Genomic DNA, 21,991 nt, shown 5'->3' on the forward strand with positions numbered 1-21,991 from the left:
TCCCGTGACCAGGCGCCGTACCACCTCTGCATCGATCTCTGACATACGTGTCCACCTTGTTCTACATGGACTCGTAGCTTCCCCTCTCAGGCCCTCTGTGGGAAGACGTAGTTGGATGACCGCTTACACCTTAAAGACCGGGCGCGGCCAGCACCGCAAATACCTGCCTTACGTCTTCACCGAGCAAGGGGCCATCATGGCCGCGATGGTCTTGAACAGTGCGCGTGCGGTAGAGGTATCGGTGTACGTGGTACGCGCCTTTGTGCGCCTGCGCGAGGCGGCGGTGCAGCACAAGGACCTGGCCCAGCGGCTGGCCTCGCTGGAGGAGAAGACCGAGCATCTGGCCACGCAGCACGAAGTCTTCAGCCGCAATACCCGCAACCAGCTGCGTCAGGTGTTCGATGCGCTGCGCGAACTGACCAAGCCACCCGATCCACCGAAACGGCCCATCGGGTTCGTGACGCCCGAAGACAAGAAGGACAAGCCCAGCAGTACCAAGGAAAAGGCACCAGGCAAGAAGGTGTAGCGCACCACCACGAACAAGCCACCCGCCACCCCACAGCTATAGCGGCTGACTGGGGTTGTGGGTGGCTTTTCTTGTTTTTAGACAGAGGATGTAGGGTCCCTGCATCGCCATCAGGTGTTCGATCTCTTGCGCGAAACCATCAGCCACAGAACAAAAGGCAGAAGGAAAAAGAGCAGCCCAAGGCCGAGCAGTACCGTTGCCCAGACTTCATAGTCGCTGGGATTCTGATTCGGGAGTGACCCGATCCAAGCTGTTTGAATTCCCCAGAAACCAAAGAACAACGCCAGCAGAACGCACAGCACCGTCAACAGAAGAGGTCGCATCATCGGTTCACCTCTACGATTGGCCCGGCCCAGCATGCCGCCGCAGACTTACATCCCGAAGATCATCAGCCGCCCACTCATCTCCCATCTCGATCGCTCGCTTAAGCCATTTTTCCGCAAGGTGCAGTTTTCCTTCCGCCATGTACTGCGTACCCAGCGCGGAAGCTCCATAAACACATCCATCTTTGAACGCTGACCGATAAAGTTCTTTTGCCAATGGAAGGTTTGCTGGGGCTCCTTCTCCGCTGCAGTACATGTTTCCAAGGTTTACCTTGGCTTCGTTGGATCCAAGCTCAGCAGCTTGATGAAACAAGTTCACTGCACGCGCCAGTTTTCCCTTCTCATAGGCATGGCATCCTTTTTCTAGAAGTTCACGCGCCCTATCGAGTTTATTTTTCACTTGAGCTGTCGGGGTTCGTTGATGTTGAAACTACAAGGGTCAGCATGGTTCAGGTGAATAGTCAGGCGGAGGCAAGAAGTTACAAAGCGGGCAGAACAAAGGAATGATGCCTAGGGGCCGCAATGGCGGCAGCCAAGGCGGTCTTTTTTTGTATGTGCGCTTTCCCGATTGCGGGTCCTTTTGCCACCCCCATCCCGGCTCCTTTGGGTCGTCTTTCCAATGTTTTTCAGGGTTGGTCGTTGAATTTGGGCTTTTCCCATATCCACGCTCACCCTTTGCCAATCCCCTCCGGATCAACAAAGCCCAACGGATTGGCATCCACATACCCAAACCGATTGAACCCACCCTCCAACCCAATCGGATCAGCAGAGGTGTACCGCCCCACCCTCGGGTCATAGAACCGGTGCCAGTTGTAGAACAGTCCGTTGCCATCGTCAACCTGCCCGGGGTAGCGCAGGCTGTAGCTCACTGGGGCCTGGCCTGCAGCCGGCGTGCTCTGCGGCCCGATCTCGCCAAAGCCGCTGTACGGCCATTGCCACTGTGGCTGCCCGGCTGCATCGCTCAGCTTGCGCGGCGTGTTCAGGTGGTCGCTGTGCACGGCATGGTGCACGCCGTCGATCACCACCGCCACCGGCATAGGCCCACTCGCCGTGGGCAGGTAGATGTGTTCTGTCGTGCTCAGCGCCGAGGATCGGTCTGGCGGTTGCTGTAGCTCGGCACACCGCTGGTGAAACTCCTCGAAGCGCCGTTGGCGGAGAGCTGGCACAGATGTACGAGGTAATGCCGCAACAATAGGCTTGCTTTGTCAAGCGTCCCGATGACTATCTGGGATGCAACTAATAAAGTTGGCTTTTTCTCAGTTTTCTAATTATCACTAGATAGGTGACAAGAAGAGCGATCATCAGGGATGGAATCACGTATACAGCATTGCTGTATGTTGGCTCGTCATTGGCGGTTTTTGCCCATAATTCAAAAAATAAATAATACAACAGAAATAGTTCTGTCAATATAAATAGTATATTGAGAACGCTCTTTGATAGAGTCTTCATTGATGGGTTCATTTTTTTGTACACATGGTAATTATCCAGCCAACATATGTTTTGCAGTAGTTTACTGGTGGAACCCAATATCCGAATTCTTCGTTCATCGTTGCATCGATGTATCTGTTTACACAATCTTCGTCGAGCTCAGGTCGTGGTGTGCATACCGCATCTGGCTTCTTATGCCTGCCTTTGTGATTTAATATTTTGGCGCTAAGAGGTACGCGACTACTGTGATTTCGACCCATGCCAGCAGCCCTTGTGTCTGTTTTTATCCAATAGTGCGAAACATGTTCTGTTAGCCCAAATGCTGGGTCCTCGCAAACAGAGGCAATTAAGCCGGTTGGGTCGGCTTGGCTTATTGCATTCCCGCCCACATACCCAAACCGATTGAACCCACCCGCCAACCCAATCGGATCAGCAGAGGTATACCGCCCCACCCTCGGGTCATAGAACCGGTGCCAGTTGTAGAACAGCCCGTTGCCATCGTCAACCTGCCCGGGGTAGCGCAGGCTGTAGCTCACCGGGGCCTGGCCTGAGGCAGGCGTGGCTTGCGGCCCGATCTCGCCAAAGCCGCTGTACGGCCATTGCCACTGTGTCTGCCCGGCTGCATCACTCAGCTTGCGCGGCGTGTTCAGGTGATCCGCATGCACTGCGTGGTGCACGCCGTCGATGACGGTCGCCACTGGCATCGGCCCACTCGCCGTGGGCAGGTAGATGTGTTCTGTCGTCGAGAGCTGCGAGTTGGAGAGGTTTCGCGTGGTCTCCGACAGCAGGTTGAAGCCGTCGCTGCCGTAGCTGAACACCGTCTGCGTGCTCGGCGTGTCCCTCAGGTAGCGCTGGCCCCTGCCGTTGAAGCGGCTCAGTGTGGTCTGTGCACCCGCGCAGTTCTGGCCCGAGGGGCAAGGCGGCACAGCCGTGGCCTCCGCAAGCTGCCCGGCGCTGTCATACGCCATCGTCTTGCCCAGCAGGCTGGTGATGTCGCCCGCCGCGTTGGTGGTGACCGTGATGCCCGCCGCGTTGCTCTGCCGGTTGGTGCCGCCTTGCACGCCGCTGGTGAACGCCATCGACGCGCCGTTGGCCGTGATGCTGCCGCCCGTGCGGTTGGCGTTGTTGTCGTAGCTGTAGGTGTGGCCCCACTGGAACTCGGGCGATGTGCCCACGGCGGTGAAGCCGGTGAGCTGGCCCAGGGCGTTGTACTGGGCGTTGAAAGGCACCTCTTCTTCGGCCCAGCCGCCTGCGCCGTTGGGCTTCATGAGTTGTTGGGAGACGGAGCCGATGCGGCCTGTGGTCTCGGGGGCGAAGCTGGCGAACTCGCTGGAGGTGAGCTGGCCGGCTGTGTTGTACAGGCGCTGGGCTGGCAGCTTGAAGCCCAAGGACTGACCGAAGGCCCAGACCCAGGACTGCGGTTGGTCCAGGGCGTTGTAGGTGATGTTCTCGATCAGCGGCTGGCCGTTCCAGAGCATGCCGGTCAAGCGCCCGGTGGCGTTGTATTGGTGAGTGAGCACCGAGCCGCTGGGGTAGGTGATGCTGGCCAGCTCGCCTTGGCCGCCGCCGCTGGCCAGGTAGGTGAAGGCGGTGGTCTGCTGGTGGCTGTGGTTGGCCACCGCGCTGGAGAGGGTTTGCGCCTGGGCCGTGAGGCGACCGAAAGCGTCCCACTGGTATTGGGTGGTGGCGTGGGTCACTCCGTTGGACATGTCGATCACTTCACACAGCCGGCCTTTGCTCGCGTCGGCCTGGCCGCTGGCGTTGCAAGCGGCGCCGGTGAGGTCGTAGCGCAGCTGGGTGGTGAGCGTCTTGCCGCCGGGGGTGGCGGCCGGGGTGCTGGAGACCGGGCTGTGGGTGATGAGCGTGGGGCGGCCCAGGGCGTCTCGGGTGATGTCGCTGGCGCGGCCCAGGGCGTCGACGATGCGGCTGGGCAGGCCCAGCGCGTCAACGGTGGTGGCGGTGGTGCCCTCGTCGGGCGTGGCTTCTGAGCGGGCGTTGCCTTGCACGTCACGGGTGTAGTTGGTCGTGACGTATTTGAAGTCCACCACCTGGGTCACCGCGTCTTGCGCGTTGTAGGTGATGGTGGCGGCACGGCTGGTGGCGTCGGTGATGCTGATGATGCGCGCCAGCGGATCGCGACCGTAGGTGGTGGTTTTACCCAGGGCGTCGGTGGCGCTGGCCAGGCGGCCGTTGCCGTCTTGCGTGTAGGTCTCGACGATGCCCGCGCCCCGGGTTTCGCTCTGCACGCGGTTGAGCGCGCTGATGGTGCGCCGGATCTGCAGGGCGAGCTGACCTCCGTTGTTCTTCACCTGCTCTTCGGTGGCGTTGCCCGCGGCGTCCAGCGTATAGCTGGCGCTCTGGCCCCGGTTGTCGCTCCAGCCGGTGTTGCGCAGGGCGGCGTCGTAGAAGTAGGTGATGGCGTGGCCGTTGGGCAGCGCCACGCTCTTGACCTGTCCATCGACGGTGTAGGTGTAGGCGGTAGCGAGGCTGACGCCGCCGGCCGAGAGGGTGGAGGTTGCCAGCCAGTTGCGCGGCGTGTAGGTGAGGTAGCGGACCAGACCGGTGGGCTCGTTGATCTGCGAGACCTGCCCCGCCGGGCTGTAGGCGTAGGTGGTGACGTGGCCCAGGGCGTTGGTCTGGCTGGTGAGCTGGCCCCAGGTGTTGTAGCCGTAGGTGGTGGTGGCGCCGCGCGGGTCGGTCTCGGTGGCCGTCAAGCCTTGGGCGTTGTAGGTCCAGGCCCAGGCTTCGTTGACGGGGGTACCGGTGGTGGCGGTGATCGTCTTTTGCAGCAGATTGCCTTTGTCGTCGTAGGCAAAGGTCGTGCGCTTGCCGCCGGTTTCGTCGATCTGGGTGGGCAGGCGGAAGCTGGGGTGCCAGGTGATGGTTTGGGTGCGAGTGCCGCTGCCTTCGCTGATTTGCGTGGCGAGTTGGCGGAGGTCGAATACGGTACTGCTTCTGTGTCCCTGGAAGTTGGTTTCTCCGGTTACCCGCCCATTGGCGTCCACACTGCGCGAGGCAATGGGTTCCAAACCCTCATCGTTCGGCGGCGCGCTGGCGCTGGTGACATTGATGCGCTGCCCCGCAGCGCTGTACCCGTAAGCCCTCGCGGTATTCAGCGGATCAACCACCGTCACCTGGCTGTAGATACCTGTGCCGGTGTTGACCGAGCTGTTTGTGTAGTCAACGCCGTACCGGTCCACGCCCACTGCGCGCGTAGATTCAATGGCCCGTCCTTTGTCGTCATAGCGGTATGTATCGACGCGCGCTCCGTTCAAGCTGTATCCAGTGAGCCAGTTGATGTTATTGGGATCCTCATAGTGCAGCGCTTGAATCGACCCGTCGCTGTATGTCACTTGAGAAAGGCGCTGGCTTGCATCGTATTGATATGTCGCCTGCCCGGTCTTGGTGCCTGCGGGATTGAATGCAGCCACCTCGCTCACCACGCCATTGGCGTTGTAAGCAATCATCAAACGGAAGCCAAACGCATTGATTGCTTGAACTGGGCGCAACTCCCCAAGATTGGCAGTTTGCTCTAGGTCAAAGGTGGTTACCCACCCATTACGGTGTCTAATCTGCTTCAAGTAAGCGTGGTTGGTTGCAATGGAAACCACGGGTTCTGATGCCGAAAAGACAAACACATACTGATCCTCACTGTCAGCATCCTGAAAGACATACTGGCTGTTGATCGTTCGATTTCCGTCGGGATGTACCGCCCAGAATTTGTCTTGACGGCCGCTCATGGGCTTCCAAGTTTCGACCCCATTCGGTAGAAATTCCCGGTAGCGTCCATCCCCAAAGACCAGCAGGGCGTGCCCCATGTCCGGGATGGCGTCACCTTGGGTCACCGTTCGAACAATGGTGACTCTGGCATTCAAATTGTTGGACCACCCATTCCCCATAGAAACCGGAGGTGCATTGCCATAGAACAGAGAAAATCCAGAGGCACCTGCCACAGATGAAGAGGCAGAACCGGAAGAGGTGCCCATCGAGGCAGAAATGACGCTCTTGATCGCCTCGGAACCGCCTACGCGTCCACTTCTATAAGTTCGCTGAAATTCGATACCGTGCGGCTCATGCAAGCCAATGTCCGACTCTTTCCGGAATTTCTCTGCCCTGAAGGGTGCTATCGGATGTGGAGTTGCCTCGCCATCTTGTGCAGGACAAGGACAGGTTGTGCATTCAGGAGGTGCCTTCTTTGGTGGAATGTCAGGAGGGGGTAGAACTTCGCGGCAGTAGGCGTAATAGCTTCCTAATTGTGCAGTCGGTCCACCGTAGGACCAACAGGAAATAGCACCCGAACCATCGATACCACAATTCACTCCATTAGTGACAAAGCTGCCTCTACAAGCATATGTTTGACTGAGATCAACACTGACGCCTGTGGTTGTCATATTGAAATAACTGCCATTTTTAGCAAACCGGTTCATGTCTTCAATGGTTTTAATCCGATGAAGATCCATCGCCGCTCGACATGATTCCAAGTAGCTGCTGTCACTTGTACCAATTTGGCCCGAATCAAGCGTGCCGGTTTTATATCGACATAGCTCAGCAGCCCAAGAAAGGCCGCTGGCCAGGGTCGAAAAAATACAGATGCTCAAAACGAGCAGATGTTTGAAACTCACAGTTCCTCCCTATGGTGGTATTTTTGCAAACTTATACTGATACCAGAACAATCTTGATGCTCAATTTCAACGCTGCACCATTGCCCTTTCAACGCCAACTTCCCCAACGTTTCGTTCGAATATAGGGGAGCGCAATGCGCCTCAAACCAAACTGTTCCGAATCGCGTAAACAGTCAGCTCCGCGTTGTTCGCCAGGTGCAGTTTCTCCAGCACCCGCGCGCGGTACACGCTCACCGTCTTGGGGCTGAGCATCAGCTCTTCGGCGATTTCCGAGAGCTTTTTGCCGGAGGCGATTTTCTGCAGGGTCTGCAGTTCGCGCTCGGAGAGGCTGGCGTGCAGCTCCTGGCTCTCGGGGGCGCTGAGGTTGTCCACCAGCATCTGCGCCACTTCGGGCGTCACGTATTTGCGCCCTTGTTGCACGGTGCGGATGGCGGCGACGAGTTCGGCCGGTTCACCGGCCTTGTTCACATAACCGCGCGCGCCGGCACGCAGGCAGCGGATGGCGTACTGGTCTTCTGGGTACATGGAGACCACGAGGGTCTTGACGAGCGAGCCCTCGTCGCGCAGGGCCGCGAGCACCTCCAGCCCACCGCGTCCGGGCATGTTGAGGTCGAGCACGAGCACGTCGCACGCCACCTTGCGCATCTGCTCGCGCAGCTCGGGGTAGCTGCCGGCTTCGCCGACAACCTGGATGTCGACCGCCTCGGAGATGGTGTCGCGGATGCCGCGCCGGACCACCGCGTGGTCGTCACACAAAATCACTTTGATCATTGTTCGGCTCCCTGTGGTTGAAATCGCCTTCTTCTTCCGTAGCGCCGGAGGGTGTCGCCAACGGCACCGAAAGAATGACCGAGGTGCCCCGGATGGAAGAACTGATGTCCAGCCAGCCGTCCACCTTGGCCGCACGCTCCTTGAGCCCCAGCAAGCCGAAGGACTTGGCCTTCTTCAGCGCTTCGCTGCTCAGCCCCTGGCCGTTGTCGGTCACCTCCAGCGTCAACACGCGCTCGCGGTCGCTGAGGTCGATGTCCACGGCGGTGGCGCGTGCGTGCTTGGCCACGTTGGTGAGGGCTTCCTGTGCGGTTCGGTACGCCACCAGCTGCACCGCGCGCGGCACGTCGATCTGCTCGGACGAGCGCCGCACGGTCACACGCACCCCGGCGCGCTTCTCGAAGCTGGAGGCCAGCCATTGCACCGCAGCCACCAGCCCCTGGTCGAGGATCGGGGGGCGCAGGTTCATCATGATGCGCTGGCTCGCGCCCAGCGCATGTTGCAGCATCTCCAGCGCGGTGTCCATGTGCTGGCGCATGTCGGCGTCGAGCGTGCGGCGCGAGATCCATGAGAGGTCGAGCTTCACCGCGGCCAGGGAACCGCCGATGTCGTCGTGGATTTCGCGGGCGATGTCGGCGCGCTCCTGGTCGATGCTGGTCTGCAGGTGCTCGGCCAGCTCGGCCAGGCGCTGGCGCGATTCGGCCAGCTCGGTGTCGGCCGCGGCCTTGGCCTTGCGGGTCTGGCTCACCTCCATCGCCCGCTCGATCACATGGGCCAGCCGGTTCATGCTGTCTTTGAGCAGGTAGTCGCTCACACCCCGGTGCATGGCGTCCACCGCCGCGGCTTCGCCGATGGCACCCGAGAGGATCACGAACGGCATGTCGATCCCCCGCTCGCGCACCAGCTGCCAGGCGTCGAGGCCCGTGAAGCCGGGCAGGTGGTAGTCGGCCAGCACGAAGTCGTGGGCACCGGTGTCGAGCTCGCGCAGGAAGTCGTCGATGGTGTCCACCAGCACGATTTCATGCGGCAACTGGCTGCGCTGCAAGGCGAACTTCACCAGGGCGTGGTCGACCCGGGAGTCTTCCAAGTGGAGGATGCGCAGCGGTCGGGGTTTTGTGTGTTCTGGCATACCGCTCGCGTGAGGTGGGGTGAACGGGCCTTCTTGGCGCCCAAGACACAGGCGCTGAAATGGCGCTGAATTTGGGCCGTTATCTGCCGATAGAGGATGTCACAGACCGTGAAAATTGTACTTCCCAGCCAGCCCCAGACCGGTCTTCAGCCCATCACAAATGCACCAACAACCATGGACCATCCGATGATGTTGCAGACCACCCCGTCTGTCAGCCTGCCCGTGAACCTGGTCGCTGATCTCCAGGATTCGCTGCTGATGGCGATGACCGACCTCAAACGCCTGGAGGGTCTGCTGGACCACGCCACCGGCAACCTGCTGGAACGCTTCAGCACCGCCAACCACGCGCTGGGCAACCTGGCGGCCCAGAAAGATACCGAGGACCTGCTGAGCATCCGCCACAGCCTGCACCAGGCCGTCACCGAGCTGCAGTTCCACGACATGGCCACCCAGCTGATCGTGCACACCGGCAAGGTGCTGCAGGGCTGCGCCTGGAAGCTGGCCGACGAGGCCATGGAGGCCGAAGAAGGCGAGTTGCCCATGGCACCCGACCCCATGGTCGACCGGCCCAGCCCCGTGACACAGAGCGAGATGGACGCCGGCTCCATCGACCTGTTCTAAAGCCGACACCCCTTTTTGCCGATATTGGTTTGAACCTCGGAGTACCTCATGCTTTCCATTCTTGCCGTTGACGACTCGGCCTCCATGCGAAAAATGGTCGCTTTCACGCTCACAGGCGCCGGCTTTCACGTGTTGGAGGCGGTGGACGGTCAGGACGCCTTCGAGAAGGCCCAGACGCACCACATCGACCTGGTGCTGACCGACCAGAACATGCCACGCCTGGACGGTCTGGGTCTCACGAAAAAGCTGCGCGACCACCCCAAGTTCAAGACCACGCCGATCCTGATCCTGACCACCGAGTCAAGCGACCAGATGAAGCAGGCGGGCCGCAGCGCGGGCGCCACCGGATGGCTGGTGAAGCCGTTTGATCCGGGTCGTTTGATCGAGGTCATCCAGAAAGTCATCCGCTGACCTGCGGCCCACGCGATCCGCAAGGAGAACCCATGTCAGAGATGACCCAAGAGAGTGCCGGCGGCGGCAATTTCGACCTCACGCAGTTCTATCAAATCTTCTTTGAAGAGGCTGGCGAGAACCTGGAACAGATGGAGCAAATGCTGCTCGCGCTGGACCTGGAAGCGGCCGACGACGAAGAGCTCAACGCAATCTTCCGTTGCGCGCACTCGATCAAGGGTGGTGCCGCCACCTTCGGCTTTGCCGACGTGGCCGAACTGACGCACCAGATGGAGTCGCTGCTGGACAAGCTGCGCCGCCACGAGCTGCAACCCACGGCCGCCATGGTCGACGTGCTGCTCGAATCGTCTGACGCGCTCAAGCTGCTGCTGGCCCGCCACTCGGGCCAGGGCGTCGAACCACCCGCCACTGGCGAACTGGTGGCGCGCATCAGCCACCTCGCCCACGGCCAGCCCGCGCCGGCCAAAGCCCCGGCCCCCGCCGCGCCCGCACCGGTGGTCAGCGCTCCCGTGGCCGCACCCGCGCTGGCCAACGGCGAGCGCGAACTGCACATCGTGATCGGGCCCCTGGACAACCCCTCGGAGGCCGATTGCATCGTCGAGCTGTTCCGCGACATCACCGGGCTCGGCCGCATCGAGGCCCTGCCTTGCGACCAGGCGGACCAGCGCTGGTTCCGCGCGTACACCACCTCCAGCGACACCGACCTGATGGACCTGTTCACCTTCCACGTGAGCAAGGAACAGATCTGCATCACCGACACCTCGGCCGCCGCGCCGGCCCCCAACCCCAACCCGGCACCAGCCACCCAGCTGGCCGGAGAAGGCACCGATTTCGGCTTCTTTGACGACGCGCCCGGTGTGCCCGCAGCCTCAGCCCCGGCACCGGCCGAGCTCGCCCCCACCCCTGACCCGGCGCCTGCGGTGCCGGCGCCGAACAAGGTGGCACCCAAGGCCGAGGTCCGCGCGCCCAGCCCGGCCGGCCCCGAATCGAGCACGCTGCGCGTCTCGGTGAGCAAGGTCGATCAGCTGATCAACCTGGTGGGCGAACTCGTGATCACCCAGGCCATGCTGGCGCAGAAGAGCAGCGCGCTCGACAGCGCCGCCAACCAGCAGCTGCTGGCCGGCCTGGCCGACCTCGACCGCAACACCCGCGACCTGCAGGAAGCGGTGATGTCGATCCGCATGATCCCGATGTCGGTGGTGTTCAACCGCTTCCCGCGCATGCTGCGCGACCTGGCCGGCAAGCTGGGCAAGAAGGTCGAGCTGATCACCCACGGCGAGGCCACCGAACTGGACAAGGGCCTGATCGAGAAGATCACCGACCCGCTGACCCACCTGATCCGCAACAGCTGCGACCACGGTCTGGAGTTGCCTGAAGAGCGGCTCGCCAAAGGCAAGACCGAGCACGGCAACATCACGCTGTCTGCCAGCCACCAGGGCGGCAGCATCCTGATCGAGGTGCGCGACGACGGCAAGGGCCTCTCGCGCGAGAAGCTGCTCTCCAAGGCCCGCGAAAAAGGCATGGACGCACCCGATTCGCTGAGCGACACCGAGGTCTGGAACCTGATCATGGCGCCGGGCTTCTCCACCGCCGAGATCGTCACCGACGTGTCCGGCCGTGGCGTGGGCATGGACGTGGTCAAGAAAAACATCGCCTCGCTCGGCGGCACGGTCGAGATCGACTCCGCCGAGGGCTTCGGCATGAGCGTCAAGGTGCGCCTGCCGCTCACCCTGGCCATCATGGACGGCATGACCGTGCGGGTGAGCAACGAGGTCTACATCCTGCCGCTGTCCAGCGTGATCGAGTCGTTCCAGATCAAACCCAGCGACATCAACACCGTGGCGCAGGGCGCCCAGGTGGTGAAGGTGCGCGAAGAGTACATGCCGGTGATCGAACTGGAGCGCGTGTTCCAGGTGCCGCGCTTCGAGTTCAACTCGACCAGCCCGATCATGGTGGTGGTGGAGTCCGACGGCTCCCGCGTCGCGCTCATGGTCGACGAGCTGCTCGGCCAACAACAGGTGGTGATCAAGAACCTGGAGTCCAACTACCGCAAGGTGCCCAACGTGTCGGGCGCGACCATCCTCGGCGACGGCAAGGTCGCGCTGATCCTGGACACCTCGGGCCTGGTGCGCCGTTCGCGCCACTGAGCCCGACACTCTTTCACACCGCCCATTCCTTCCGTTGTCAGAGGCCGCCCCCCATGCTGCAGCAGACCCGCCCGAGCACGCCCCGTTACGCGGCGTCCCCCCAGGACGTGGAAGACGGGCCGATGGCGCAGGGCCGTGAGTTCGTGTGGTCCGACGCCGACTTCACCCGCATCAAGGCGCTGATCTACAAGAAGGCCGGCATCAGCCTGCACGACGGCAAACACGCCATGGTCTACAGCCGCGTCTCACGCCGGCTGCGCGACACCGGGCATGCCAGCTTCAAGAGCTACCTCGACGCGCTGGAGCAGACCGACGGCCCCGAGTGGCAGGAGTTCATCAACACCCTGACCACCAACCTCACGGCGTTTTTCCGCGAGCAACATCACTTCGGCATCCTGCACGACCTGCTCGCCGCCAAGCGCAGCCACCCCTGGCGCATCTGGTGCTCGGCCGCCTCCACGGGCGAAGAGCCCTACTCCATCGCGATGACGGCCACCGAAGCGCTGGGGCCCACCGGCAACTTCAGCCTGGTCAACAGCGACATCGACACCAAGGTGCTGGCCACCGCGGCGCGCGGCGTCTACAAGGTCGACGGCGTGAAGGGCCTGAGCCCCGAGCGGCTGCAGCGCTTCTTCATGCGCGGCAAGGGTACCAACGCCGGCTTCATGCGCGTCAAGCCCGAGCTGCAGAAGCACCTCGAATTCCTGACCGTCAACCTGATCCAGGACCTGCCGTTCCGCGAGCCTTTCGACGCGGTGTTCTGCCGCAACGTGATGATCTATTTCGATGCCGCCACCCAGCGCCAGGTGCTGGAGCGCATTCACCGGGTGATGAAACCCGGCGGCATGCTGTTCGTGGGCCACGCGGAAAACTTCAGCGACGCACGCAGTCTGTTTGTGTTGCGCGGAAAGACGGTCTATGAGCGCATTTGACGCGGCCCAGCCCAGTCACCGGGCCCGCCCTGTGATGCCCCCGATGGGCGCCACTGCCCTGCCCGCTGCGGCCGTCGCGCGCGGCAGCAAGGTCGATTTTCTCAAGTCCCGACCACCCAAGCCGGGCGAGGCCTCTTTCTTCTACCGCGACCACCACTTCAACACCGACACGGTGAAGGTGCTGCCCGGCGAGTACTACGTGACCACCGACGACATGATGGTCATGACGGTGCTGGGTTCGTGCATTGCCGCCTGCATCTGGGACCCCAAGGTGCGCGTGGGCGGCATGAACCACTTCATGCTGCCCGACGGCGGAGCCGACAGCTCGGGACGCTACGGTTCCTACGCCATGGAACTGCTGATCAACGAGATGATGAAGCTCGGCGCCCGGCGCGAATACATGCAGGCCAAGGTGTTCGGCGGCGGGCAGGTGATGCACAGCTTCACCACCATGAACGTGGGCGAACGCAACACCGCCTTTGTGCTGGACTACCTGCAGACCGAACGCATCGCGGTGATCTCCAAGGACGTGCTGGACATCCACCCGCGCAAGGTCTGCTACTTCCCGGCCACCGGAAAAGCCATGGTGAAACGCCTGGCGCATTCGCACCCTGAAACCATCGAAACACAGGAGCGCAAGGGCAACGCGGCGGTGGTGGCCACATCCACTTCCGGCGGCTCGGTGGATTTGTTTTAACCCCCCGCGCCGACGCTGCGCGTCGTCACCCCCCAGGGGGCAACACCAGCGCCCCGGCAAAGCCGGTTGCGCGGTGTTTCTGGATCAGGCTCGCAAGGCCAACAAGAGGATTGAGATGACAAAGATCAAAGTGGTGGTGGTGGACGATTCGGCGCTCGTGCGCAGCCTGCTCACGGAAATCATCAACCGCCAGCCCGACATGCAGTGCATCGGCGCGGCGGCCGACCCGCTGGTGGCACGCGAGATGATCCGCGAGCTCAACCCCGACGTGATCACGCTCGACGTGGAAATGCCGCGCATGGACGGGCTGGAGTTCCTCTCGCGCCTGATGCGCCTGCGCCCCATGCCGGTGGTGATGGTGTCCACGCTGACCGAACAGGGCGCCGACATCACCCTGCGCGCGCTGGAGATGGGCGCGGTCGACTACGTGGCCAAGCCGCGCATCGGCATCAGCAGCGGCCTGGCCGAGCTCTCCACCGACATCGTGGACAAGATTCGCGTGGCCGCCAGCGCCCATGTGAAACGCCTGGGGCCTGCCCCCGCCGCCGGGGCGACGCCCGCGGCCGCGAGCGCCGCTGCAAACGACACTGCGCGAGCGCCGCTGCCGCGCCTGTCCACCGAAAAAATCATCTGCATCGGCGCCTCCACCGGCGGCACCGAGGCGATCCGCGAGGTACTGGTGCCCCTGCCGGCCGATTCACCGGCCATCGTCATCACCCAGCACATGCCGCCGGGTTTCACCACCAGCTTCGCCGCGCGGCTGGATTCGCTGTGCCGCATCCGTGTGGAGGAAGCACGCCACAACCAGCGCATCCTGCCCGGCTACGCCTACATCGCGCCCGGCGGGCACCACCTGCGCATCGACCGCAGCGGCTCCAACTACATCGCCGTGGTCGAAGACACCGAGCCGGTGAACCGGCACCGGCCGTCGGTCGAGGTGCTGTTCAAGTCGGCCGCGCGGGTGCTCGGGCCCAACGCGATCGGGATCATGCTCACCGGCATGGGCGCCGACGGCGCACAGGCCATGCGCGAGATGAAGGACGCTGGCAGCTACAACTACGTGCAGGACGAGACCAGCTGTGTCGTCTTCGGCATGCCGCGCATGGCGATCCAGTGCGGTGCGGCCCACGAAATCCTGCCCCTGACGCAGATCGCCCCGGCCCTGCTCAACCGCCTGGCCAGCAACCCGGCCCTGGTGCGGCACCGCATCTGAGCCTTTGATCCGCTCCACCTTTCCCCACGGAGTGTCCCCATGAATCTCCGTCCTCTGGTCCGGGCCAGTCTGCTGCTGGCCGCCACCAGCGCGGACAAAGCCACACGCAAGCTGCGGGTGCTGGTGGCCGAAGACCACCCGATCAACCTCAAGTACATGCACATCCTGCTCGACAAGATGGGGCACCAGGCCACATTCTGCGAGAACGGACAAGAAGCGCTGCAACTGCTGGAGCAGGAGACCTTCGATGTGGTGCTGCTGGACTACCACATGCCGGTGCTCGACGGCCTGTCCACCACCGAAGCGATCCGCGCGCTCAAGACCCCGGCGGCCAACATCAAGGTGGTCCTCGTGACGGCCGACGTGGTGAACGACACGCGCAAACGCGCGATGGAGGTGGGCGTCAACGAATTCGCCAGCAAACCGCTGCAGGCCGACGACCTGCAGCGCGCGCTCGCGCGTTGCGGGCTGGTGGACGACGCGCCCCACGCGACCGGTTTTTCCTCGACCCCGGCCCCGTTGGGTCCCCGCAGTGTCAGCCCGTTCCCGGTGTCCTCCTACGAGATGCCGGTGCGCCTGCCCGACCTGGGCCATGCGGCCGCGGGTCTGATCGACAGCGAGTCGTATTGCGAAATCCTGTCGATGATGCCGGAGGACTCGCTGGGCGAACTGCTCAAGACCGTGTTTGAACCGCCCGAGGGCACGGTGCACGTGCTGGTGCAGGCGATCCTCGACCAGAACCGCGCCGCCATCGGCTACAACGCCCACAAACTCAAGGGAACGGCCATGTTGATGGGCTTTCGTGCGCTGGTGAACACCTCGGCCCAGATCGAGCACATCGTCGCCCAGACCGACGAGCCGGTGAGCCCCGAACTCGGCCAGCAACTGCTGCGCGAAACCGCACTCACGCAACAGGCCCTGCAACAGGTCGAGCTGCGCCTGGCGGTCTGATGTCCGCCGGCCAGCGGCCAAAAGAAAAGGCAGGTCAATGACCTGCCTTTTCTTTTGGAGCGGACCCGCAGGCCGCCTTTCACACGTGTCGACTGAGCAGGCTGCCCGCCTCCAGCGGTGCCCAGCTGCTGGTGCCCTGTTCGGTGTACATCAGCGGCTCCTCGTCGCGCCGCGCGGCGACTGGCAGGTCAATCACGTTGGCGGGCAGCGGGATGGCCTCCTCGGCCGTGATCACCTGGTCGTTGGCCGACGGCGTGCCGGCCAACGGCGCCAGGGCGGCGCCATCCGCCGCCTGCGCTGACGCAACCGATGCCGCCTCACGGCGCAGCACGACGTCCACCACCGCAGCGCTGGCCTTCCAGACCTTGCTCAGCACCTCTTGCAGCTGCAGTTTCTGGGCGGCCAGCTCCTCGGCATTCTTCTCGTCTTCCTTGCGTTGCGCGGCGCGCGCCTCGTTGTTTCTGGTGGGTGGCGGGGTGGCCTCTTCTGTGCGCTCGCGGGGCAACAGGGGCGCCGCCTGTGCGGTGGAGGCGCCAGACGCGTGGTCGCCGGCGGGCTTGGGCGCGCCGGGGGCCAAGCCCCCCTGGGCGCCCTGGCCGTTGCGGCCGGTGTCGGCCTGGCCTTCGCGCGCAGACGCCTGCACGGCGCCCACACTGGGCACGGCGGTCACTGCCGCGACCGCCACGGGCGGCGCGGTGGGCCAACTCACCGGTTGGCTGGAACTGATGTTCAACATGACAAACCCCTTCCTGATGGCTCAGCGGAATCAGACAATTCCGTTGCTCCCTAGGGTTTTCGACCACTTAAAGGCCGACTTGAGGGGTTTTCACCGCCCAATTTCATATTCAAGTGGGCGCGAACTCTTTTTGATGCATCCAGGCGGCGTGTTTGGGCGCGCGTTTGGTCTTGTCCCACTCGCCCAGCATGTCCCACTTCACCTCGTCGAGCTTCTTCATCATCTCGGGCGTGGCGGTGTTGGCGGCCAGCTCCAGGCGGTGACCGTTGGGGTCGAAGAAGTAGATGCTCTTGAAGATGGTGTGGTCGGTCAGGCCCACCACCGGGATGCCGGCGGCTTCCAGCCGGGCCTTGGTGGTTTCCAGCTCTTCGACCGTGTCCACTTCCAGCGCGATGTGCTGCACCCAGTCGGGGGTGTTCGGGTCTCGGCCCATTTCGGGCGCATTGGGCAGTTCGAAGAAGGCCAGGATGTTGCCGCCGCCCGCGTCCATGAACAAATGCATGTAGGGATCGGGTGCGTGGGTGGACGGCACCTGGTCTTCGGCGATGGCGAGCACGAAGTTCATGTCCAGGTGCTTCTGGTACCACTCGACGGTGGTCTTGGCGTCCTTGCAGCGGTAGGCGACGTGGTGGATCTTGCGGATGTTCGGCATGAGGGGTTCTCCTTCGGGTGATTGGGTTCAGACGCCTTCCCGGGCAACTCGCAGGGCGTCTTTCAGGACGGTGATGTCGCCCACCTGATTGGCCAGCAGCAGGATCAGCTTGGCGTTGAGCAACTGGCTCTGCTGATCGCTGAGGTCGCGGTGGGTGTCGATGAGGGCTTCGTAGAAGTCGTCGCCGGGCGTGAAGTCGCGGAAGTAACGCTGGCCGGGTTCGGCGAGGTTGGGCTGGAGTTGCAGGGGCATGGGGGGTCTCCTCGGTTTCGTTTCAGGCGGCGACCGCCACAAGGGCGGGGCGCTGGACGGCGGTTGAAGCCGAGTCCTGCGCGGTGGCGCGGGCCAGCGCGCAGCGCACCGCGGCCACGTCGAAGTGGCGCCAGCGCGCGGCCACGTGCTGGTCGGGGCGCAGCAGGTAGCAGGTGCCGGGGCGGGCATCCATGCGCTGGGCCATCAAACCATCACGGTCGTGCAGCGTCTTGAGCCCCGCCGATTCACCCGCGTGGGCGGTGACCAGCACGACCTCCACCGGAATGGCGCCGCCCGCCAGCTCCGCGGCCTGGGCACGCAGCGCCGGGTCCACCTGCTCCACGCTGTCGGCAAAGGACAGCAGCTGGAAGCGGTTGCCCAGTTGGTCGAGCAGCCAGGCGTCCAGCCCGGCCACGCTCACCGGCGCGTCGTCCAGCGGCGCGCCCGGGACCATGTCGCTTTCGAAGGCGTCCACGTCTGGCGTGTTCAGCGCCGAGTTCACCAGGAAGGCCGGCACCGAGAGTCGGCCGGAATTCACCAGCTTGCGGGCGAACGGCTGCGTGCGCGCCAGCTCCAGCGCCGCGTTGCGGAACAGGCGGCTGACCGCGCTCTTGGGCGTGATGAAGTCGGTGGAGCGGGTGGAGTTGCGGATGTTCTCGTCGGCCGCGTAGGTGCGGTCGGCATCAAAGGTGTCGAGCAGGGCCTCGGGCGCCAGGCCCTTCATGACCAGCGCCAGCTTCCAGAGCAGGTCGTCGGTGTCCTGGAAACCGGAGTTGGCGCCGCGCGCGCCGAAGGGCGAGACCTGGTGCGCCGCGTCGCCCACGAACAGCAGGCGGCCATGGCGGAAGTTCTTCATGCGCCGGCACTGGAAGGTGTAAATGCTGGCCCACTCCAGGCTGAACTCGCGCTCGTCGCCCAACATGGCTTTCACGCGCGGGATGATGTTTTCGGGCTTCTTCTCTTCCTCGGGGTCGGCGTCCCAGCCCAGCTGGAAGTCGATGCGCCAGACGTTGTCGCTCTGTTTGTGCAGCAGCACGCTCTGGTTGGGGTGGAACGGCGGGTCGAACCAGAACCAGCGCTCGGCCGGGTAGTCGGCTTTCATGATCACGTCGGCGATCAGGAAGCGGTCCTTGAACACATGGCCTTCGATGTCCAGGCCGAGCTGGCGGCGCACGTTGCTGCGCGCACCGTCGGCGACGATCAGCCAGTCGGCGTCGATCTCGAAGTTGCCATCAGGGGTTTCGATGCTCACGCGTGCGCCGCTGTTGCCGTCATCGCCCAGCGGCTCAACGCCCACCACCTTGTATTTCCAGCGCAGGTCCACACCGAGGGCTTCGGCGCGCCGCACCAGCGCTTCTTCCAAGTGGTATTGCTGCAGGTTGATCATGCCGGGGCGCTTGTGGCCGGCGTCGGGCACGAGGTTGAAGCGGTAGACCTCTTCTTCGCGCAGGAAGGTGCGACCGACATTCCAGCTCACGCCCTTGTCGACGATGGGGTCGCCGACGCCGAGGCGGTCGAGGATTTCGAGCGCGCGCTTGGCGTAGCAGACGGCGCGCGAGCCGAAGGAAACGCTGTCTTCTTCGTCGAACAGCAGCACGTCGAGGCCCTGCAAACGCGCGTCGATGGCAGCCGCCAGGCCGACCGGGCCGGCGCCGATGACGATCAGCGGTTTGCGCTGCGGAGCGGACGCCATGAGGTCCTGCGGACCGGTGTAGGGAAAGGTGGGGTAGGTGTAGGTGGCCATGCCTGCGGTGCTCCTTCGTTGTCGTCGGCGCTCGAAAAAGCGGCGGCGTTGTCAGGGCAGGACTGTAGCTGATAATTTCTTATTGGTAAATACGTTTCTCTAAACGTAATTTTCAGACCTTAGAAAACTGAACCCATTGGCGGATGGTTTTCCTGTTCAGCAGCGGCCTTGGTGCGCACGCAATGGCGCTCGGCGACCTCGCTGGCACGGCGGTGCATGGCGCTCTGCTCCGCTCATGTCCCCCGGGACGGGCTGCGCCCGCCCCTCCTCCTTTACTTCGCTGCGCAGAACGCCATGCACCGCCGTGCGGACAAGGACAGGCGCGCCTACCGTGAGCACCCACACGCGTGCGCGATCCAGCGCCCGGGTGGCCGACGCAGCGAAGTCAAGGAGGAGGGTTTTGCGCAGCAAAACCCGGGGGACATGAGCGGAGTCGGTCACCCGGGCGCTGGATCGCAGTGAGGAAGTTGGCCCCGCAACAAAGAAGCAGCAGCAACCAAGACGAGCCAACCCATCAAGCGCTGGATCGCAGAGAGGGAGTTAACCCCGCAAGGCCATCAAAAGCACAGCCAAAAAAAGAAGCTCACTCTTCAGCCAAAGACACGGGCTCGCGAACCACCGTCACCGGCACCGGCGAGTGGTCCACCATGTGCTGGGCCACCGAGCCCAACACCGCCGCGCGCAGGCCGCCGCCCGAACCCGCCGCCATGATCACCGCGTCACAGCCCTGCCGCTCCACGACATCGATCAGCGTGTGCGCCGGGTCACCCGTGGCCACCTCCTGCACCACCTGCAAACCAGCGGCCTCCAGCAACGCCAACGCCGGGCGCATCAGGTCCAGGCCCGCCGACTCGTTCACCCGCTCCAACACGGCCGGGTCGTGCGCCACCACCAGCTCGTACAGCGTGGCCGTCTCCTGCACATTGGCCAGCACAAAACGCGCCCTCAGACCGGTGTGCACCAGCCGCACCGCGTGGTGCACCGCCAGCAGCGCGTGAGAAGAACCGTCAACCGGGATCAGAATGTTCAACATGATGTGCTCCGCCCATGAATGAAAAATGGCCGGCCGCAGGGTGCGGCCTTCATGGTTCATGATGCCACGCCCTCTCCGCAACGCACACCCCTGTTCACCCCCTTGCCGCCCCGCCAACGCCCTCTTTTTCGACAACCGACATGACCCCCGCTCCCGACCCAACCTCCACCGCCGACTTCATCGTGATCGGCGCCGGCATCGCCGGCGCATCGGTCGCCCACTGGCTCGCACCCCACGGCCGCGTGCTCCTGCTCGAACGCGAGTCGCAGCCGGGCTACCACTCGACCGGCCGATCCGCCGCGCTCTACATGGCCAGCTACGGTTCGGCGCAGGTGCGCGCGCTCACCCGCGCCAGCCTCGCCTTCTTCGAATCACCCCCCGCCGGCTTCAGCGAACACCCCCTGCTCTCGCCGCGCGGCGCGATGATGGTCGCCACCGAAGCACAGATGCCCGAGCTCGAAGCCCACTGGGCCATGCTCGCCCCGCTGAACCCCCAGGCGGTGCGCCTCACGGGTGCGCAGGCTTGTGACCGCGTGCCCGCCCTGCGCCCGGAGCAAGTCGCCGGCGCGGTGTACGAGCCCGACGCCGCCGACATGGACGTGCACGCCATCCACGAGGGCTTTCTACGCGGCGTGCGCCACCACGGCGGACAGATCGTCTGCGACGCGGAGGTCGCTTCCATGCACCGGTCCGATGGGCAGTGGACCGTCTCTGCGGGTGGTCGCACCTGGCGCGCGCCGCTGGTCCTCAACGCCGCGGGCGCGTGGGCGGAGGTGGTGGGGCAGATGGCCGGTGCGCGCCCCATCGGCCTGGTGCCCAAGCGCCGTTCGGCATTTGTCTTCCACCCACCCAAGGACCTTCCGGTGGCCAGCTGGCCGCTGGTGTTCGGCGCCGCCGAAGACTGGTACATCAAGCCCGACGCGGGCGTGCTGCTCGGCTCGCCCGCCAACGCCGACCCGGTGCCGCCGCAGGACGTGCAGCCCGAAGAGCTGGACATTGCCATGGCCATCCACCGCATCGGCGAGATGACCACGCTGGAGGTCACGCGGCCGATCCGCACCTGGGCCGGTCTGCGTTCCTTCGTGGAAGACGGTGGGCTGGTGGGGGGCTTCGACCCCCAGGCCGAGGGCTTCTTCTGGGTCGCCGCGCAAGGGGGTTACGGCATCCAGACCTCGCCCGCGATGGGGGAGGCCTGCGCGGCGCTGGCGCGGGGCCTGCCGCTCCCTTCGCACATCGCGGCCGAGGGTCTGGACGCCGCCCAACTCGGTCCGGCCCGTTTGAATCGGCCACAATCAACGTGATGCAGATCACATTGGGGCGTTCAAGCTGAGGGTACCCTGGTCGATCTGACAGAGACTGAACCACCGTACATGCGCCCCATTGGCGGCCGATGACCCTTACCGGGGCACCAGCCGAGGCAGCCGCAGACATGCCCGACAAAAAACCTTACCTCTTCACCGAGTCCAATTTCGGCGCCCTCCCACCGGGGGCGCCCACCGTGCCGCCCGCCGGGCGCCCCCGCGACGCAGACCGTGCCGCCCTGCCGCCCAGCTTTGTCGAAAGCCTGGGGTTCCCGAAGGGCACCCACCCCGGGCTGCTGGCGCAGGTGATTGAAAACACCCTGACCCAGCCACCCGGCATCCGCGCGGACCACTTGCGCAGCCCGGGCGTGCTGAGCCGCCTGTTCAGCCAGTCGGCCGCCGAAGCCTCCTACGCGCTGGCCATCCTCGCCATCGTGGAGTCGCCAGCCTGTGCCGCCACCCTGGCCCGGCTCAAGACCCTGGACAGCCCACCCCACCCCCTCGC

Annotated in this window: 21 protein-coding genes; 10 read left to right on the top strand and 11 right to left on the bottom strand. The window is 63.8% G+C overall.

Features of this window, described 5'->3' with window-relative positions:
• The first annotated feature begins 115 nt into the window (after positions 1-115).
• Positions 116-526, top strand: coding sequence for a hypothetical protein (locus B0E41_RS13425; protein WP_077331662.1), 411 nt, complete (start codon positions 116-118; stop codon positions 524-526).
• Between the two features lie 110 nt (positions 527-636).
• On the opposite strand, the gene B0E41_RS13430 is transcribed toward B0E41_RS13425, so the two are convergent.
• The 6 genes from B0E41_RS13430 to B0E41_RS13450 all read right to left on the bottom strand — a co-directional run bounded on the left by B0E41_RS13430 (position 637) and on the right by B0E41_RS13450 (position 8,796).
• Complete coding sequence (locus tag B0E41_RS13430; RefSeq protein ID WP_171984761.1) at positions 637-852, bottom strand: hypothetical protein; 216 nt, start codon at positions 850-852, stop codon at positions 637-639.
• A 10-nt stretch (positions 853-862) separates the two neighbouring features.
• Positions 863-1,249 (bottom strand): SEL1-like repeat protein, encoded by a 387-nt coding sequence (locus tag B0E41_RS26600; RefSeq protein WP_143433826.1) that lies wholly within the window; start codon positions 1,247-1,249, stop codon positions 863-865.
• 268 nt (positions 1,250-1,517) lie between these two features.
• The gene (locus B0E41_RS13435; protein WP_253194835.1) at positions 1,518-2,015 is read right to left on the bottom strand and encodes an RHS repeat-associated core domain-containing protein; all 498 of its coding nucleotides are present in this window, start codon (positions 2,013-2,015) and stop codon (positions 1,518-1,520) included.
• Between the two features lie 291 nt (positions 2,016-2,306).
• The gene (locus B0E41_RS13440) at positions 2,307-5,552 is read right to left on the bottom strand and encodes an RHS repeat-associated core domain-containing protein (RefSeq protein ID WP_171984762.1); all 3,246 of its coding nucleotides are present in this window, start codon (positions 5,550-5,552) and stop codon (positions 2,307-2,309) included.
• A 1,488-nt stretch (positions 5,553-7,040) separates the two neighbouring features.
• A complete protein-coding gene (locus tag B0E41_RS13445; protein ID WP_077331666.1) occupies positions 7,041-7,670 on the bottom strand; it encodes a response regulator transcription factor in 630 nt (209 codons plus the stop codon).
• The gene (locus tag B0E41_RS13450; protein ID WP_077331667.1) at positions 7,648-8,796 is read right to left on the bottom strand and encodes a response regulator; all 1,149 of its coding nucleotides are present in this window, start codon (positions 8,794-8,796) and stop codon (positions 7,648-7,650) included. Before B0E41_RS13450 ends, B0E41_RS13445 begins: the two co-directional genes overlap by 23 nt.
• A gap of 174 nt (positions 8,797-8,970) precedes the next feature.
• On the opposite strand from B0E41_RS13450, the gene B0E41_RS13455 reads away from it, so the two are divergent.
• From B0E41_RS13455 to B0E41_RS13485, 7 genes are all read left to right on the top strand, one after another.
• The gene (locus B0E41_RS13455; RefSeq protein WP_077331668.1) at positions 8,971-9,417 is read left to right on the top strand and encodes a hypothetical protein; all 447 of its coding nucleotides are present in this window, start codon (positions 8,971-8,973) and stop codon (positions 9,415-9,417) included.
• 48 nt (positions 9,418-9,465) lie between these two features.
• Positions 9,466-9,828 carry a response regulator gene (locus tag B0E41_RS13460; RefSeq protein ID WP_077331669.1) on the top strand — a complete coding sequence of 121 codons (363 nt, stop codon included), beginning with the start codon at positions 9,466-9,468 and terminating at the stop codon, positions 9,826-9,828.
• Between the two features lie 32 nt (positions 9,829-9,860).
• The gene (locus B0E41_RS13465) at positions 9,861-11,975 is read left to right on the top strand and encodes a chemotaxis protein CheW (protein ID WP_077331670.1); all 2,115 of its coding nucleotides are present in this window, start codon (positions 9,861-9,863) and stop codon (positions 11,973-11,975) included.
• A gap of 122 nt (positions 11,976-12,097) precedes the next feature.
• Positions 12,098-12,907, top strand: a complete 810-nt coding sequence (locus B0E41_RS13470; RefSeq protein ID WP_171984763.1) for a CheR family methyltransferase — start codon at positions 12,098-12,100, stop codon at positions 12,905-12,907.
• A 43-nt stretch (positions 12,908-12,950) separates the two neighbouring features.
• Positions 12,951-13,604, top strand: a complete 654-nt coding sequence (cheD, locus tag B0E41_RS13475) for a chemoreceptor glutamine deamidase CheD (RefSeq protein ID WP_253194837.1) — start codon at positions 12,951-12,953, stop codon at positions 13,602-13,604.
• Positions 13,605-13,719: 115 nt separating this feature from the next.
• On the top strand, positions 13,720-14,817 hold the full coding sequence (locus B0E41_RS13480) for a chemotaxis response regulator protein-glutamate methylesterase (protein ID WP_077331680.1): 1,098 nt from the start codon (positions 13,720-13,722) through the stop codon (positions 14,815-14,817).
• 39 nt (positions 14,818-14,856) lie between these two features.
• Positions 14,857-15,768, top strand: coding sequence for a response regulator (locus B0E41_RS13485; RefSeq protein ID WP_077331673.1), 912 nt, complete (start codon positions 14,857-14,859; stop codon positions 15,766-15,768).
• Positions 15,769-15,847: 79 nt separating this feature from the next.
• On the opposite strand, the gene B0E41_RS13490 is transcribed toward B0E41_RS13485, so the two are convergent.
• The 5 genes from B0E41_RS13490 to B0E41_RS13515 all read right to left on the bottom strand — a co-directional run bounded on the left by B0E41_RS13490 (position 15,848) and on the right by B0E41_RS13515 (position 20,185).
• Complete coding sequence (locus B0E41_RS13490; RefSeq protein WP_077331674.1) at positions 15,848-16,504, bottom strand: hypothetical protein; 657 nt, start codon at positions 16,502-16,504, stop codon at positions 15,848-15,850.
• Between the two features lie 109 nt (positions 16,505-16,613).
• Positions 16,614-17,156 (bottom strand): VOC family protein, encoded by a 543-nt coding sequence (locus tag B0E41_RS13495; protein ID WP_077331675.1) that lies wholly within the window; start codon positions 17,154-17,156, stop codon positions 16,614-16,616.
• A gap of 27 nt (positions 17,157-17,183) precedes the next feature.
• A complete protein-coding gene (locus tag B0E41_RS13500) occupies positions 17,184-17,408 on the bottom strand; it encodes a DUF2783 domain-containing protein (protein ID WP_077331676.1) in 225 nt (74 codons plus the stop codon).
• Positions 17,409-17,430: 22 nt separating this feature from the next.
• On the bottom strand, positions 17,431-19,152 hold the full coding sequence (locus B0E41_RS13505; protein ID WP_077331677.1) for an FAD-dependent oxidoreductase: 1,722 nt from the start codon (positions 19,150-19,152) through the stop codon (positions 17,431-17,433).
• Between the two features lie 583 nt (positions 19,153-19,735).
• Positions 19,736-20,185 carry a universal stress protein gene (locus tag B0E41_RS13515; RefSeq protein WP_077331681.1) on the bottom strand — a complete coding sequence of 150 codons (450 nt, stop codon included), beginning with the start codon at positions 20,183-20,185 and terminating at the stop codon, positions 19,736-19,738.
• A 140-nt stretch (positions 20,186-20,325) separates the two neighbouring features.
• Here B0E41_RS13515 and B0E41_RS13520 point away from each other — a divergent pair, with 140 nt between their 5' ends.
• Entirely contained in the window at positions 20,326-21,486 is a 1,161-nt protein-coding gene (locus B0E41_RS13520) for an FAD-binding oxidoreductase (protein WP_077331679.1), read from the top strand.
• Positions 21,487-21,614: 128 nt separating this feature from the next.
• Positions 21,615-21,991, top strand: a 377-nt coding sequence (locus B0E41_RS13525; RefSeq protein ID WP_143433828.1) for a hypothetical protein, incomplete at its 3' end; no start/stop codon positions are given.

Source organism: Hydrogenophaga sp. A37 (assembly GCF_002001205.1).
In the GTDB taxonomy this organism is placed as follows: Bacteria; Pseudomonadota; Gammaproteobacteria; order Burkholderiales; family Burkholderiaceae_C; genus Hydrogenophaga.